The organism is Lysinibacillus sp. TE18511 (assembly GCF_054062295.1).
In genome coordinates this window covers 39,706-55,519 of sequence record NZ_JBSSFD010000007.1, presented here as the reverse complement: position 1 = coordinate 55,519, position 15,814 = coordinate 39,706, and the positions used below count along the sequence as shown (strand labels likewise).

At 37.7% G+C, this 15,814-nt stretch carries 14 protein-coding genes; 5 read left to right on the top strand and 9 right to left on the bottom strand.

Annotated elements, in window-relative coordinates; all coding sequences use genetic code 11:
• Positions 1-6 precede the first annotated feature (6 nt).
• A complete protein-coding gene (locus ACVWXS_RS07440) occupies positions 7-657 on the bottom strand; it encodes an RsfA family transcriptional regulator (protein WP_427500379.1) in 651 nt (216 codons plus the stop codon).
• Between the two features lie 237 nt (positions 658-894).
• On the opposite strand from ACVWXS_RS07440, the gene ACVWXS_RS07435 reads away from it, so the two are divergent.
• Entirely contained in the window at positions 895-1,119 is a 225-nt protein-coding gene (locus ACVWXS_RS07435; protein ID WP_049667962.1) for a DUF1450 domain-containing protein, read from the top strand.
• Here the strand turns inward: ACVWXS_RS07435 and ACVWXS_RS07430 are convergent.
• Positions 1,008-1,325, bottom strand: a complete 318-nt coding sequence (locus tag ACVWXS_RS07430) for a hypothetical protein (protein ID WP_456957437.1) — start codon at positions 1,323-1,325, stop codon at positions 1,008-1,010. The genes ACVWXS_RS07435 and ACVWXS_RS07430 overlap by 112 nt on opposite strands.
• A complete protein-coding gene (locus tag ACVWXS_RS07425; RefSeq protein ID WP_456957284.1) occupies positions 1,282-1,467 on the bottom strand; it encodes a hypothetical protein in 186 nt (61 codons plus the stop codon). Before ACVWXS_RS07425 ends, ACVWXS_RS07430 begins: the two co-directional genes overlap by 44 nt.
• A gap of 133 nt (positions 1,468-1,600) precedes the next feature.
• Here ACVWXS_RS07425 and ACVWXS_RS07420 point away from each other — a divergent pair, with 133 nt between their 5' ends.
• A complete protein-coding gene (locus ACVWXS_RS07420; RefSeq protein ID WP_423491195.1) occupies positions 1,601-2,974 on the top strand; it encodes an HD domain-containing protein in 1,374 nt (457 codons plus the stop codon).
• 502 nt (positions 2,975-3,476) lie between these two features.
• Positions 3,477-8,945: a collagen binding domain-containing protein gene (locus ACVWXS_RS07415; protein WP_456957282.1), complete on the top strand. Its 5,469-nt coding sequence runs from the start codon at positions 3,477-3,479 to the stop codon at positions 8,943-8,945.
• A 51-nt stretch (positions 8,946-8,996) separates the two neighbouring features.
• Here the strand turns inward: ACVWXS_RS07415 and ACVWXS_RS07410 are convergent, their stop codons facing one another.
• The 3 genes from ACVWXS_RS07410 to ACVWXS_RS07400 form a co-directional block, all read right to left on the bottom strand.
• Positions 8,997-9,665, bottom strand: coding sequence for a class A sortase (locus tag ACVWXS_RS07410; protein ID WP_456957280.1), 669 nt, complete (start codon positions 9,663-9,665; stop codon positions 8,997-8,999).
• An 8-nt stretch (positions 9,666-9,673) separates the two neighbouring features.
• Positions 9,674-10,036: a hypothetical protein gene (locus ACVWXS_RS07405; RefSeq protein ID WP_456957278.1), complete on the bottom strand. Its 363-nt coding sequence runs from the start codon at positions 10,034-10,036 to the stop codon at positions 9,674-9,676.
• A gap of 124 nt (positions 10,037-10,160) precedes the next feature.
• Entirely contained in the window at positions 10,161-10,346 is a 186-nt protein-coding gene (locus ACVWXS_RS07400; RefSeq protein WP_068985249.1) for a 2-hydroxymuconate tautomerase, read from the bottom strand.
• A 167-nt stretch (positions 10,347-10,513) separates the two neighbouring features.
• Here ACVWXS_RS07400 and ACVWXS_RS07395 point away from each other — a divergent pair, with 167 nt between their 5' ends.
• Complete coding sequence (locus tag ACVWXS_RS07395) at positions 10,514-11,032, top strand: YwhD family protein (protein ID WP_368636126.1); 519 nt, start codon at positions 10,514-10,516, stop codon at positions 11,030-11,032.
• Between the two features lie 353 nt (positions 11,033-11,385).
• Here the strand turns inward: ACVWXS_RS07395 and ACVWXS_RS07390 are convergent, their stop codons facing one another.
• Complete coding sequence (locus ACVWXS_RS07390) at positions 11,386-13,440, bottom strand: transglycosylase domain-containing protein (protein ID WP_456957275.1); 2,055 nt, start codon at positions 13,438-13,440, stop codon at positions 11,386-11,388.
• A 300-nt stretch (positions 13,441-13,740) separates the two neighbouring features.
• On the opposite strand from ACVWXS_RS07390, the gene speB reads away from it, so the two are divergent.
• Complete coding sequence (speB, locus tag ACVWXS_RS07385) at positions 13,741-14,613, top strand: agmatinase (RefSeq protein ID WP_068985252.1); 873 nt, start codon at positions 13,741-13,743, stop codon at positions 14,611-14,613.
• 331 nt (positions 14,614-14,944) lie between these two features.
• Here speB and ACVWXS_RS07380 read toward each other — a convergent pair whose 3' ends face one another.
• Both ACVWXS_RS07380 and ACVWXS_RS07375 read right to left on the bottom strand, forming a co-directional pair.
• Positions 14,945-15,229 carry a transposase gene (locus ACVWXS_RS07380; protein WP_456957429.1) on the bottom strand — a complete coding sequence of 95 codons (285 nt, stop codon included), beginning with the start codon at positions 15,227-15,229 and terminating at the stop codon, positions 14,945-14,947.
• Positions 15,230-15,291: 62 nt separating this feature from the next.
• The gene (locus ACVWXS_RS07375) at positions 15,292-15,789 is read right to left on the bottom strand and encodes a hypothetical protein (protein ID WP_456957273.1); all 498 of its coding nucleotides are present in this window, start codon (positions 15,787-15,789) and stop codon (positions 15,292-15,294) included.
• Positions 15,790-15,814 lie beyond the last annotated feature (25 nt).

The window sequence follows — 15,814 nt, the reverse complement described above, 5'->3', positions numbered from 1 at the left end:
ATGCTGCTAACTAAGCGCATCGCCATTTTCTTGTTGATAAGCAGAGCTACTGACAACGAGATTTCCGTTTTTCTCCATTTTGAAGACAGGTGCAATTCGTTCTTCCTCTTCATCTAGTGTTACTAGTCGTCTAGCGCGGTTCATAATTTGTACAAATTGCTCGTAATCTTTGCGAATAGATCTATTTTCCTCTTCCAGCTGTGTAATGGTCTTCTCTAGTTTTTTATTTTTCTCAGAGGTTACGTGTACAAGCTGTCTCCATTTTGTAGACTCATTACCTATCTCACCAGAGTGTTGCAAACGTAGTAAATAGGCTATGACAATATCAAGAGATAATGCAGAAAGAGGAATTGATTTACCCTCTGCGGCACTATTATTTACTGTAAACATACTAGTAGTACGTCGTCTTGCTGGAGCACCCAACACTCGCATTCTCTCTTTTCTTTCTTTTTTCGCATCTGCTAATTGCTCCTCGTACTCTTTACGAACAACAGCATTCCAGCGAAAACCACAGGCTGCGGCAGTACGGTTCAAAGCATCGCCAGCTTCTTCGAAGGCGTTTAACTGCGTACTCCCTTCCGTTACATGGCGAATAACCGCCTCTGCCAATAATTCATCATTTTCTTCTAACCAAGCATCTTGTCTTACTTTACTCATAGTAAAATCCTCCCACCTTTATTTGGAACTTATTTATTTATGACTAGCATGACCAATCTTTTAACCTTTTATTCATCTATGTGGAAGGAATTATGCTTGAATACAAGGTGAAAAGTGCGATACAATACCCGATGTAGGTTTGTGCGTATGCTGCATACTTAAATATGTGAAGGTCATACGTTCAATAGAGCGGTTTTTTGATTGAAAAAATACTATATAGAAAGGGTTGTTGACAAAATGGCAAACGAATTTAAAGTTTGCGATGAATGTCAGGCCGTTAACTTAAAAACGTTAATTCCAAAATTAAAGGAAATCGATCCTGATGCAACCATCGAAATTGGCTGTCATTCTTATTGTGGTCCAGGACGTAAAAAAACATTTACCTTCGTAAATAGTCGCCCTGTTGCTGCATTAACGGAAGAAGAACTAATGGAAAAGGTTTTAGCAAAGTTAAAGAAATAAGTAAAACAAGGCGCTATCTTCACTAGTTGAAGATAGTTTTTGTTTTCTTGTGCGTATTTAATATTGAAGATAGAAGAGTCAGAGCGACGGATTGAATCATCGGAGTGACGGAAAGAAGAATCAAAGCGACGGAAAGAACCATCGAAGTGAAGGATAGAAGAGTCAGAGCGACGGAAAGCCATCGAGGTGACGGAAAGAAGAGTCAAAGCGACGGATAGAATCATCGGAGTGACGGAAAGAAGAGTCAAAGCGACGGATAGAATCATCGGAGTGACGGAAAGAAGAGTCAAAGCGATGGAAAGCCATCGAGGTGACGGAAAGAAGAGTTAAAGCGACGGATAGAATCATTGGAGTGACGGAAAGAAGAGCTGGAGTGACGGAAAGCTATCCGTCGCAAGGGAATTAGGTCAATAGAATCCTAAATTAAGACGAGAATACAGTGAGTTAGGTTGATAGTCTCTATAATTAAAGGGAAATATGTATGCTAGTCCTACATTTATCGCATATAATAGAACAAATAGGAAACGGGGGTGCTGTACAATTGACACATTATGCAAAAGCTAAATTGCAAGAGGAAAAAGTATTCAAGGACCCGGTGCATCGCTATGTGCATGTACGGGATCAAGTGATTTGGGATTTAGTTGGGACGAAAGAATTTCAGCGATTACGTCGAATTCGCCAGCTAGGTACAACGTTTTTAGTATTCCATGGAGCAGAGCATAGCCGCTTTAGTCACTCACTTGGTGTTTACGAAATTGTACGTCGCATAGTAGATGATATTTTTGCTGGTCGTCCTGAATGGGATGAAGATGAGCGACTACTTGTGCTTTGTGCAGCCCTACTACACGATTTAGGGCACGGGCCATTTTCGCATGCTTTTGAAAATGTCTTTGAACTTGATCATGAATTTTATACAAGACAAATTTTGCTCGGCGATACTGAAGTGAATGCAGTATTAAAAAAAGTATCAGCTGATTTTCCTGAGAAAGTATCACAGGTAATTGAAAAAACATATCCGAATAAGCAGGTTGTCAGTTTAATATCGAGCCAGATCGATGCTGATCGTATGGATTACCTACAACGTGATGCGTATTTCACTGGCGTAAGCTATGGTCATTTTGATATGGAACGGATCTTAAGAGTAATGCGTCCGCGAAAAAATCAGGTTGTTATTAAGGCGACAGGCATGCACGCGGTAGAGGATTACATTATGAGCCGCTATCAAATGTACTTACAAATTTATTTCCATCCAGTGTCTCGCAGTGCAGAGGTTGTTTTAAATAATATTTTAAAACGCGCTAAGCAATTAAGCTTGGCGGGCTACAAATTTAAGCACGAGCCTACACACTTTTTAGCATTTTTCCGCAACTCCATTCAGCTGGAAGATTATCTTGCATTAGATGAGAGTATTCTTTTTACATATTTTCAACTTTGGATGCAAGAGGAAGATGCTATATTAAGTGACTTGAGTCGCCGCTTTGTCAATCGAAAGCTATTTCAGTACATCGATTTAGATCCAGGTGTCGAGCTAGACAAATATCAAAAACTACAAGAGCTCTTTAAGCAAGCCGATTTAAATCCAGAATACTATCTTGTCCATGATACGACGGCAGATTTACCTTATGATTTTTATCGACCAGGAGAGGAAGAAGTACGCGTTCCTATTTTCTTAGAAATGAAAAATGGAGAGTTACGAGAACTTTCTCGTGAATCGATTATTGTTGATTCTATTTCTGGGCGCATGAAGCGGGATCATAAAGTATATTTCCCACTTGATTTCTTAGAGGACAACAGTACCCATTCCGTTGTGAAGGAACAAATATTAACTTTACTGCGAAAACAGGAAAAGAAATAAAAAAAATTTAATGTATAAATCATGTATGTTAAATGAGAGCAGTTTAATAGGATACCAACATATTGATAATGAATAAACAGTAAAAGTACTCAATGAGAGTAATCTTTTACTGTTTTTTTGCTGTATAAAGATAAATAAAATGGAAAATATATAGAATTTTTTTGAATTATATAAATAAAAAGTCTGGAATTGTTTAGAATTTGTTTAGTAGTCTTCCTTATAATGAGTCTAAAACCCTAAAGGGGGTGAGGCCTATTTTAATAGGCGTCACAAAAGTAGCATGGATACATATAAATTTGTGCATCACTCATTCATAAGTCATCATGATTGCCTACGCCGTGAAGTACTTATAAGAATGTATTCATTTATGGGCGACAAGTGAATTGAAGGAAAGAGGGACCAACCTATTGTTTGTGGCATACCTTTCTGGCATGACGAAAGGATGCAACGTCGTCAGCAAACACCAACAGGTATCTCTCTGAACTTAGAAAAGGAGAGAAACATGAAGAAACTTAAACAATTAAACATAGCAATTATCTTATTGCTGCTCGTATTCCAAACCGTACTATCACCGATTTCAGTGTTTGCGAGTGAAACAGTTCCTAATACTGGAGTAACTGAAACGCCTGAAACCACTGATACAACAAGTCCTGAAGAACCAGGAGCAGATACTGGAACACTTGAACCGCCAGTAAAGACTGAAGAAGTAAAAGATCCTGGAACACCTCCAACTGATATTGATAATAGTGGTGGGACAGTAGAAGAAGGAAAGAGCGTTGACTCACCTGAGCAATCAGAAGATCCAAATGCTCCTACAGAAGAATCTAAAGCTACAGAAGAAGATAGTGACTTAGCAAAACCCGAACCAATTGAAGAAGAGGCTTTAGAAGAAAAAAATATAGAAAATAAAGAACTAGCAGAAGATCCAGCTTCAGAAATGAAACTAGGTGACATGCAAGGTGACATAAAAATGTCATTCTCCGGCCTACGCCTTTTAGACTCCAATGCTGTTCTAATTAAAGATGCTACTGATCTAGCAAATTATTCAGGTCCTAACCCTAAAAAAGGTGATACGGTATATCTGAATTATGAATTTGTTGTGAATCCAACTCAAGATTATGGAATTGGCTCAAAATTTACCTTCCAATTGCCTACAAATATGATTGAAGAGTTTAGTCCAGGATCGTTTATTCAAGAAAAAACTTTAGAAGAAACTGGCGGCTGGGCAGCATATTCATCAAGCTATGATAGTGGGAGTAAAACAGTAACGGTAACTCTGAACAGCGATCTTGAGACGGATAGCGTAGGGCAAATTTATTTTACCTTCATGGCTAAATTCGGTAATTTTGCTAACGAAGATGAACTAGAGCAAGAAATGGATATTCCTGTTTATGGAAAAGATAATGTTAAGTTACCGATTAAATTTACTCCATCAGGTAGTGGTAAACTATTAACAAAAGAAGCCGGAACTATTTCGCGTGATGCGGATGGTACAGTAACGATTCCATGGACAATTTGGGTAAATACAGCTGGTAAACATTTAAGCGGCGCTACTTTAGAAGACGTAATTGGTGAAGGTCATGAATTGAAGGGGAAAATTACTGTAGAACGATACAAAGTAGGTTTGAATGGATTTAATCAAGAAAATCCTGGAACACCGGAAACTTTTTATCCGACTGGATTCCCGATTAATTTAGGTGATGGTTACTATGCTTATAAGGTAACTTATGAAACTGAAGTAACTGCTGACCCAACTAAATCGGAGATGACATATGAAAATACGGCTACACTAAAATCAGAAGGTATCGAGAATCCTCCAGTAAATGGGTTTGCGACAGTAAAGTATGGTCCAAGCCTAGAAAAATCGAAAAGTGACGACAGCGACAAGTACAAATCTACATGGACTATTAAGTATAATTGGCTAGGTCAAAAAATTGATCCTAGTAAAGCACAACTAACTGATGAGATGACTACAGAATCTGATAACACAGGGAAACATAAAATTGACTACGATAGTTTTAAAGTATTTCGGGTGACATTGTCTGATGATGGTCAAAGTGAAAAAGAATCAGTACCTCTTAAAGAAGGAACTGATTATACCTTAACTAAGGGAGATTATGGATTCACGATTGACTTCAACAAACCTTCTAATGTTACAGATGGTAAAGTTACATCAGCATTTAAAATCGAATACGACACAGAACTTGAAGATGAGTTTGTGACAGATGCTAATGCAGGTACTATTACTAATAAAGTAACAAGAGCAGATGGAGGCGAAGCCAAACCTGATTTGACACTTTCTCCAGGAGTATTTTATAAAACAGGTGGGGATTCTAAAACAATTGACTATGTAAATAAAACAATTACATGGACATTATCAATTAATGCTGAAAAAGAATTAAAAAACTTCAAAATTACAGATGAATTTACAACAAAAAATAAAGATAACAAAACTTTAAAACATACATTAATTCCATGGAATGATAGTGGAGAATTTTACAATGTTACTGGTGTAGACGCTTCTGATTATATCATCAAAGATTTACAAGGTAATGATCCAAATAAAGGTGATGAAGGATTTATAGTGAACTTCACCAAGACTATTCCAAAAGGTCAAACAGTAACAATCCAATACAAAACAAAATATGAAGTTGAACCAAATGGTGGAGTTGCAACAGCATATCATAATACGGCAAATGCAACTTGGAAAGGTACTGACGGCAAAGATTACGAAGAATCGAGAAGCGCTGAGTATCGACCAGATCAAGGTTCACCGACAAACAAAAATGGCTATAAAACAGTTTCTGTAGATAACAGTACACAAGAATTTTCTTGGGGTATCGGTATCAATATCAATAAAAAGGATATTAGTAATGCTACTGTTACAGATAACCTTGGCGAAGGACATTATATTCCTGTTCCAAAAGGTCAAACATTAAAAGACCAAATTACGATTTCAAAATTAAAGTTAACGACTGAAAAGGGCGAAAAGGATGGTCCGTTAAGTTCTGATAAGTGGGGTATTACGGAAATCCTGACAGATGGAAAAGTAACTGGATTTACAATAAACTTTAAAGATCTTGACGAAGATAATTTTGAAGCGTATTTAATAGAATACAAATCAAAAGATTTAGATGATGTTTATGGTCAAAGCTCAGGAGATAAAAGGAAGTATACTAATGCTGCAACATTAAAAACAATTGAAGATGGAAGCTATGAATATTCTACTACAGCCGAGATTACTGAAAAAGCAAATGAATTAATTGCAAAATCAGCAGAAACTAAACCTGAACAGGATATTATCAATTGGACAGTAACTGTCAATGCTTCAAATTCGAAGTTGGGAAATATAACATTAAAAGATAAGCCATCGAGCAATCAAAAATTATTAACGAATACTTTCACTATGCAAGAAATTAAGTTGAATGCTGATGGAAAGTCCGAAACACATGGTGATGAAGTTTCTATTCCACCAAATAAAATTAGGCTAGACGATGATGGAGGCTTCAGCCTTGATTTAGGTGAATTAGATGGAAAAGGCTATATCATTAAGTACTCCACATTCTTCATGGGTGATGGTAACGGCAAAGGTGAGATGGTTTCAAATGAAGCATCAATCGATTACGCTGGAGCATCATCCGCAGGTACAAGTGACAAAGGGAATGATAGTAAAGAATTTAAATATAGTTCATCAGATACTAACGCATCCGCAGCAAAAGGTACTCTGCAACTGAAAAAATTCAAAGTGAATCCACTAACAGGAGATCGCAAAGTATTTGAAGGCGTTGAGTTCGAACTATGGAATAAAAATAATACAATCAAACTTGCTGAAGGAACTACAAAGGGTGACGGAACTGTTACCTTTGAACAAGTTCGTTACGGTAAGTATACATTGAGAGAAAAAACACCAACAGGCTATGTTGAAATTTTACCATTTGAAATTACAATGAATGCAACTACTGACATTAGTGCTCGTGGAAAATCATATGTTATTGATAATATCGAAGATATAGATTTATCTTCAGCATGTACAAGATTCACAATAACTGTGAACGATATTGACGGTAATTCAGTTGCGAATACATCAATTAAATTACTTGATGAAAATGGCGTTGAGAGATATTCAGGTGATTTGAAAAATGGGCAAATAAAGTTTGAGCGTAATGAAGTCCAAGCTGGTGACTACACAGTAGTAGACAGTAATGGAAAACCATTAGGGAAAGTAACTGTGAAGTATGGTAAAGATAATAACGATGATGATTGTGGAGCTAAATTACAGCCTACAAATTCATGTCCACAATTTACAATCACACTAAATGACGAAAATGATAAGTCTCGTCCAAATGTAGCAGTTACATTAAAGGATAAGGACGGCAAGGTAATTATCTCAACAGAAACTGATGAGAATGGGAAAATTCAAGTAAAACCAAATCCACCTGCCGGAAAGTATTACCTTTACGAAGGAAAACAATTCCTTAGCGAAGTGAATATTAGTTATAAAGACGGTTGTGAAATTGTAGTAAAACAAGCACCTGCGTGTCCTGAGTTCACATTAACTGTAAAGGATGTAGATGGTAAACCACGTGAAGGTGTAAAAGTTACTATTAAAAATGTAGATACAAATAAAACTATTGAAGTTAAAGAGTTAACTAATAGTGAAGGGAAAGTAACAATCCCTAAATTAGAACCAGGAAGATATATGGTCTATGATGAAAAAGGTGAAATTAAAGAATTTACAGTAACTACAGACTGTGAAGCAACAGTTCAACCAGCGCCTTCATGTCCACAATTTACACTAACTGTAAAAGATGAAAATGGCAAAGTACGCCCTAATGTTGACAACATCACGATCAAAGATACAAGAGGAGCAATTATTGCTACAAATAAGACGACAAATGAATTAGGTCAAATTACTATACCATCTGAAAACATTCCTTCAGGTGTGTACAATGTATATCAAGGTGATCTATTCATTGGTCAAATTACAGTTAAATATTCAGTTAATTGTGAAGCAGAAATATCAGCAGCGCCTGCATGTCCTGCGTTTACATTAACTGTACAAACTGAGTTTGGAACGCCAAATGCGAATGCAAAGATAACAGTAAAAGATGCTAATGGTAATATCGTTAAAGGTGTAGACAATAGTGAAGTTCTGACAACTAGTGTTGCTGGAACGGTTGTATTGCCAAACGAAGCTATTAAGCAAGGTACGTACTATGTATATGAAGGAAGTCGTTTAATTGGCTCATTCACAGTAAAAGATACATGTTCTGCTATAGTAAAACCTTCATCAACAGGTGGAAACGGTGGAGGCAATGGCGGCGGAGGCGGCGGTGGCTGGACTCCTAATCCAGGTCCAAATCCAGATCCAGAGAAGCCAGTTGATCCAAACAAACCAAATCCAGATCCGGAGAAGCCAGTTGATCCGAACAAGCCAAATCCAGATCCAGAGAAACCGGTTGATCCAAACAAACCAGATCCGGAAAAGCCGGTTGATCCAAACAAACCAAATCCAGATCCGGAGAAGCCAGTTGATCCAAACAAGCCGAATCCAGATCCAGAGAAACCGGTTGATCCAAAAAATCCAGGTAACCCAACAACAGATACAAAAAATCCTACAAATCCTGGAAAACCTGAAACTTCTAAACCATCTGTAACTGATGTCATTGATCAAGGTGAAAAATTACCACCATACAATCCTTCTACAGCGAATAAAGACACACTAGATTCGTATAAGGATTTCCTCGATAATTACAACAATTTATCTAAAGAGGAACAGGAAGAAGTAGCAAAATCACTTGATATTGACAAAATCAAAGCAGATGCTGAACAAATGGAAGCTCAATTAAAAGCGACAGGCAAACTGCCGCAAACAGATGGAGCAAACCAAACAGCTCTTACACTAGTTGGTGTAGCTCTTGTTCTAGGTGCATTGTTCTTATTGCGTCGTCGCAAGACAGAAGTGAAATAATTTTCAATAAGAAAACCCCAAGATCATAAAAATCTTGGGGTTTTTCGTATACTAAAAAGTTTCTGATAGCTTTGCAGGTGCTTTGTCAAACGGATATTGCTCGACAAAATCTGCTTGAATGGCAAGTCTTTTCGTACCTTTATCAGCGCATGTAACGAGGGTTAAAACAGTTTTATTAGGGATATCATCAATAACATAAACATCCGTGGCAGCGATGATTTCCTTAGTTGTTAATTTGTACTCATAAATATTCGTTAAATCTGTTACATAAATCGTATCTCCTATACTCGCTTTGTATAAGGGGCTAAATAAAATATCTGTTTCCTCAAAGTAATGACCTGCTAATGCGTAGTTTCCTTGTCCAAGCTTTTGATTAGGCTTCATGGTACCTGCTCCAACGGCAAGAGAGGCATTACCAACTCCTTTGACGATAGGAAGTTGCATATCAACACTAGGGACAGCGATACTACCAATGACAGGCATTTTATTAGCTGTTGTTTGAGCTTTTAAAACTTCTGCAATAGATAGTGATTGTACTGCTTCAAATTCAAAGTCAGCATCTACATTATTGTTCTTTTCAATATCCTCTGCACTGTAATCGGTTGTATTTAATTGTTTACTTAAATGAGCGATAATGGCATTTTGAATTGGATTAATAAAAATAAGTAAGAGGCCAATGATGAGCATACAAATGAGTAGTGTTAGTTTAAGTTTATTCATTTCATAGATCACATCCTAGTATTGAAATTACGAATCGCCGGAAGTAGGTCGATTTCCGCCGCTAAAACCGAGAGAATCGCCGGTAAAGTGTCGAGTTGCGCCGCTAAAAGTGAAAACATCGCCGGTAAAGGATCAAATTGCGCCGCAAAAAGTGAAAGAATCGTCGGTAAAGGATCGAGTTGCGCCGCTAAAAGTGAGAACATCGCCGGTAAAGGATCGATTTCCGCCGCTAAAACCGAGAGAATCGCCGGTAAAGGATCGAGTTGCGCCGCTAAAAGTTCAAGTTCCGCCGGTAAAGGATCAAGTCGCGCCGCTAAAAGTGAAAGAATCGCCGGTAAAGAATCGAGTTGCGCCGCTAAAAGCGAGAACATCGCCGCTAACAGGTCATACTTCGCCGCTAGAACTATAGCTGGCCCGGTAAAACGTTATGTATTGTCAGTAAGGACATCAGACGAAAAAGAGTAGAGCATTATGTTGCTCTACCCGTTATACTCTTTATTTATCACTGTGGAGCACGCCTGCAACACCGTAATGGTTTTTAGGCATTTCTTCGATAAAGACTGTTACGTTTTCTGCTGGCGCGTTAACTGTACGAGAAACGGCTTCTGTTACTTCTTTTACTAGTGCGCGTTTTTGTTCGTCTGTACGACCTTCAAGCATTTTAACTGTTACGTATGGCATAATATTGCCTCCTTTATTGAATAATGTTGTATAGTTACTTTATAAGAAAGTATAAAAACTTCTTACTTGTATTCAGGCATTTGCGCAAGGCAAGAGTCGTTGTCATGACGACACCGATGCGCTAACGATGCTTTACTTTATAATAGCAGAATGGAGGTAATTAAAGTATGGCAAATGAAGAAAAATCAAAACAAAAAATGGGCTTTACGATTATTAAAAATGACCCAACAGCTGGACATAAGGGATTTGGGATCGGTTCGCTTTCGCTTGAAAACGTATCGCCAGTCATAATCGATGTAGAAGAGGGGACAGCATCAGTTGAAGTCGGTGCAATGCATGCTCGTAGTGATGTGGAACGTGGTATTAAATTTACGACAGATCGTGCAGATTCAGAGGGTGGAAAACCGTATTGGCTCGTATGGGTGACGATTGACCATAAAGCGGATGGACCTTATTATGCAGGTGTTACTGCGTGTGAAATGGTAGTCAATCGAGAAAAACGTCGTGGCTATAAAATTTTAGCTGATCATGTTAATAAAATGGATAAATCTATGAAGCGTCATATTATTGTAGAGCATATGGATGCACCATCTAAAAAAGTGTTAGCTTCTTTCTTAGCGGAGCTCAATCCAGACCTGTGGGCACGTAGTGAGGACCAATTGCGTCAAGACTTATTTGCAGAATAGACTTACAATGATTGAACAATCTGTGACATTTTGCAATCGTTTTCGATATAAGGTTGAAAGTGGGTTTGAAACAAAGTAAACTTGATGCAGACTTACATTTTAGTAAGCTAGGACACTTGGTTCTGCGAATGTGATGAGCGCTATGCGGCATTTGAACAACCCAAACCCAAGCCAAATGCCTCATGATGCTCATCTACTTCGCGAGCCATAAATAAGAAAAGCTTTCTGTTCCCACGGACACGGCTCCGGGGAAGAGAAAGCTTTTCTTTTCTTTTTTGTATATGTCTATTACTTTGTCGAGAGCCTTCGTTATTTAGAACGTGATTGACTCATAAAGGTTTCCACATTGTATATTAGTTTTTAAAAATATCGAATGGGAGCATATTCCAAATTTCTCCCCATGTATCTCTATCGAGAATATCAAAGTTTGAACATTTTTCAGTCGGTACATCCTTTTCATCTACATAAACCAGACGCTGTTTAGGGCAGGCATCTGTTGCAAGTTTACCTGTTTCAACATCGATGACCACACCTTTCACACCTTTAGGCTTTGTGAAATCCTCGTTCTTTGTTCCTTTATTGACAGCCTCCATATAGTCGATCCATATTTTCTTTGTCGCTCCACTATCCTCTTTCGTTGTGATATTTTTACCTTGATCATAGCCGTTCCATACGCCAGCAGTTAAGCTAGGTGTAAATCCGATTAACCACTGATCACTATTTGTAGAACCAGATTTTGCTGCATACGTATGCGTCATACGAGAGCGAATACCAATCCCTGTAGCTGGAGAATAATCGTTAAATACAGGATCGAAAATACCTGTCATCATCTCTGTTAAGACAAACGTATCTTCTTTTGAGAGAACTGTCTCAGCTTCTTTATTATCTTCTTTATTTTCGTAGATGATATCACCATTAGCATCTTTAATAGAAATAATAGTAGTAGGAACGGTTTTTTGTCCCTGTGATGCTAAAATATTATAAGCATTCGTCATTTCGTATAAAGTAGTTTCAGCCGTTCCTAGCGCAATAGATAAATTGTTTTTATCACCGATATTCACGTTGAATCGATTAGCCATCTCGTGAAATGCTTTAAATCCAATTTCCTCTAAAGTTTTAACTGCGTAAATATTATCTGAAATAGCGATTGCTTGTGCCATCGACATATCATGCGTTGCAAATTGACCGTTAACATTTTTAGGAGAATATGTTGAACGTCCTTTATCATAAGTGAAAGTTGTCTCACCTACATCTAAAAACGTTAATGGCGTATACCCATTCTCTAAAGCTGCGGCATATAAAATAGGTTTAATGGTTGAGCCTGGCTGACGTTTTGCCTGTGTCACCCTGTTAAATGAACTTGTAGCATAGTCACGGCCTCCGACTAGTGCTGTAACGGCGCCTGAATTGGACTCCATACTAACGAACGCGGCTTGGAGATCATTAGCAGGCATATTTTTGGCTACAGCTTCTTCTGCTGCTTTTTGGTGCTCTTGATTAAGGGTTGTTTGGATAGTCCAGCCACCTTCACTAATGTCGAGACTTTTTGATTTCAAAATTTCGCTAGCTTCTTGCCATGCTACGTCAAGGAAAAATGGTGCTACAGATTTTGTTGCTACCCAGCTATCATTCTTTAAGACAAGCTTTTCATTTTCTGCACGTGTTTTTTCATCTTGCGTAATGGCACCTTGATCAGCCATCAATTTTAAAATAACGTGCTGACGATTAGTTGCCTTATCTAGATTGACAATAGGGGAGTAAATACTTGGCCCTTTGGGAATTCCAGTTAACATTGCTGCTTCCGCTAGTGTTAAATCACTGGCAGATTTTCCGAAATAAAATCGACTAGCTGCTTCTACACCGTACATACCATGTCCGTAGTATACAGTGTTTAAATAGCCCTCCAGTATTTCATCCTTATCGTAAAAAACTTCTAATCTATAAGCATACAGTGCTTCATTTAATTTTCGTGTCCAAGACTTTTCATGTGAAAGATATAGATTTCGAGCATATTGTTGTGTAATAGTACTTGCTCCTTGAACCTTACTTCCAGCCTTAATATCAACTAATAATGCACCTGCGATACGTGAAAAATCCAATCCTCTATGCTCATAAAAATCTTTATCCTCAACAGCGACCACTGCTTTCTTTAGATAGGGGGACATCTCATCAAGATCAACCCAATAACGTCGTTCGTTCGTAAAGTGATCCCCAATCTGGTTCTCATTTTCATCTAAGAAAATAGAGGCTTTAGGTACGGTTAAAGGCGGGGCACCAGCCACTTGAACATAGACGCGTAAAGCTACAAATGCTACTACAATTGCAGATAGAAAGGCGACGAAAAGGGTAAGGGCTTTGCGTGTACGCTTCGTACGTTTTTGCTTACGTTGATAGCTTTTTCTCTTCATCCGACTTCACCTCGTTTTCTCACACTTGCGTATAGTATGTGTCTGAACATTCATCTTTAATCGAAATTCTAGGTAAAAACTATTGCACTTTATTCAAAAACATCTATACTTTTTTTGTACTGTTTGAAATGCTAGCATTCGACAAAAGAAAGACACTTTGTAAATTTTAATCGAATTTTGCTAGATGTTCCAATAATGTATACGAGGATGCAAGGATAGAGGTTTCATTACAATCCTGTAAGTCCTTAATAGAGTAATGGTGAAATAGGATTAATTCCTAATAAAAGTGGAGGTCGACCAATGAGATTTGATGAAGCTTATTCAGGAAACGTTTTTATAAAAAGTCATCCCACATATGAGGATGCTCAGGCAGTTATTTACGGTATGCCAATGGACTGGACAGTTAGTTATCGTCCGGGCTCACGTTTTGGCCCGCAGCGTATTCGTGAAGTATCAATTGGTCTAGAAGAATATAGCCCATATTTAGACCGTGAGTTAGAAGAAGTGAAATATTTTGATGCAGGAGATATACCGTTACCATTCGGGAATGCACAGCGTTCTTTAGATGAAATTGAAAAGTATATCGAGACGCTTTTAGCGGATGGCAAGATTCCAGTTGGCATGGGTGGCGAACATTTAGTATCGTGGCCTGTAATGAAAGCTGTATCTGCGAAATATGATGATCTAGCAATTATCCACTTCGATGCACATACAGACTTACGTGTTGAATATGAAGGGGAGCCACTTTCTCACTCAACGCCTATTCGCAAAATTGCCGAACATATCGGACCAAAAAATGTCTATTCATTTGGTATTCGTTCAGGTATGAAGGAAGAATTCGAATGGGCAAAGGAAAATGGCATGCACATCTCAAAATTTGAAGTGCTAGAGCCATTAAAAGAGGTATTACCGACTTTAGCAGGACGTAATGTTTACGTGACGATTGATATTGATGTACTTGATCCTGCACATGCACCAGGCACAGGAACAGTAGATTGCGGAGGCATTACATCGAAAGAATTACTAGCTTCAATCCATGCGATTGCAGCAAGTAATGTCAATGTAGTTGGCTTTGACCTAGTTGAAGTGGCGCCAATTTACGACACATCAGAAATGACAGCGAATACAGCTTCTAAATTATTAAGAGAAATGATTTTGGGCTGGGTAAAATAATTTATTTTATAGTGTGGGGCTGACAGTGGGATTTCGTCATAAACGAGACCACTTTCAGTCCCATTTTCATTTAGATTCCCTGAAGAATGTGAGGGTGTTAGAGATACCATTATTCATTAGAGTCGCAGCATGTGTATGCAGTAATCCATGAAATGTAGTAGCTTTTAATCTCTAAGCTAGAGGAACGGCGGGAGCTATAAAAGAGAAGAAGCGGTTTAGATCAAAAAATGATCTAGCCGCTTCTTTTTTATATGAATGATGTTGATAGTCCTTAGAAAATGTACAAAGTCATAATTAAATGTTAAAAGTGGTGATGACCGTGATCATCCTATTAAACTCTGAATTGAGCTGCTAAGTCTCTTAACTCTTGAATGTAGTCTTCCACGGCCGCCAATTTTAACTCTTTTGAATAGAATTTACATGAAGTCGCTTCTTGTAATCCATCACGTCCACCTGCTTCATATTTAATTCTCCATCTATATAAAGTTTGATCATTTACTGAAAACCTTTCACACAATTCGCTGATAGAATAGTGACCTTCTTCAAACAATTGAAGGATATGTAGTTTTAACTCGAGTTTCGCCCCATGAAAATTACTCCCCTTAGATAAACAGATTTTATTTTTTAATCTGTCTACCTAATAGGGAGCATATCATTTTGAACCTGGGCTTTTTTGTTTTATTTGCTTGATTTTTCTTCTATTTTAAATTTAGTTTGAGTTAAATTAATAGGTTTTTTGGTTGGATCATTATCCGGGAATTGAACAGCTGTAATAGTGTAGTCCCCAGCTTTTAAATTATCCTCTTTTAATTCTAATACTGATTGTGATAATTCTCCAACTTGTTCTTTAGTATAAAATATTTCGTTAATATATATGTATGTTTCAACACTACTCTCGAAGTTTTCATAATAGATACTAATTTCCTTTAGAACGTCATCTTTGGTTACAAATAGCACTGGTATATTCCCATCTAAACTATCATCTTCAGGTGTACTAATTATAAATGATGCGTCCCCAATTAAATCACTATTTGGGAATGGGTATTTACTTTCTACCTTTTCTTCTTGCTTCGAAGTTTCATTAGTTTTATTTTCAGAAGTTGGCTTTTCAGCTTCATCGCCACAAGCTGTTAGTAGTAATGTGGATAATGCCCCGATATAAAATAGTTTTTTCAACTCCATACACTTCCTTTCAATCCCT

Excerpts from the sequence above, each read along its gene's own strand:
- ACVWXS_RS07440 (WP_427500379.1), bottom strand. The coding sequence starts at position 657 with ATGAGTAAAGTAAGACAAGATGCTTGGTTAGAAGAAAATGATGAATTA.
- ACVWXS_RS07435 (WP_049667962.1), top strand. The coding sequence starts at position 895 with ATGGCAAACGAATTTAAAGTTTGCGATGAATGTCAGGCCGTTAACTTA.
- ACVWXS_RS07425 (WP_456957284.1), bottom strand. The coding sequence starts at position 1,467 with ATGATTCTATCCGTCGCTTTAACTCTTCTTTCCGTCACCTCGATGGCT.
- ACVWXS_RS07420 (WP_423491195.1), top strand. The coding sequence starts at position 1,601 with ATGCTAGTCCTACATTTATCGCATATAATAGAACAAATAGGAAACGGG.
- ACVWXS_RS07415 (WP_456957282.1), top strand. The coding sequence starts at position 3,477 with ATGAAGAAACTTAAACAATTAAACATAGCAATTATCTTATTGCTGCTC.
- ACVWXS_RS07410 (WP_456957280.1), bottom strand. The coding sequence starts at position 9,665 with ATGAATAAACTTAAACTAACACTACTCATTTGTATGCTCATCATTGGC.
- ACVWXS_RS07405 (WP_456957278.1), bottom strand. The coding sequence starts at position 10,036 with ATGTTCTCGCTTTTAGCGGCGCAACTCGATTCTTTACCGGCGATTCTT.
- ACVWXS_RS07400 (WP_068985249.1), bottom strand. The coding sequence starts at position 10,346 with ATGCCATACGTAACAGTTAAAATGCTTGAAGGTCGTACAGACGAACAA.
- ACVWXS_RS07395 (WP_368636126.1), top strand. The coding sequence starts at position 10,514 with ATGGCAAATGAAGAAAAATCAAAACAAAAAATGGGCTTTACGATTATT.
- ACVWXS_RS07390 (WP_456957275.1), bottom strand. The coding sequence starts at position 13,440 with ATGAAGAGAAAAAGCTATCAACGTAAGCAAAAACGTACGAAGCGTACA.
- speB (WP_068985252.1), top strand. The coding sequence starts at position 13,741 with ATGAGATTTGATGAAGCTTATTCAGGAAACGTTTTTATAAAAAGTCAT.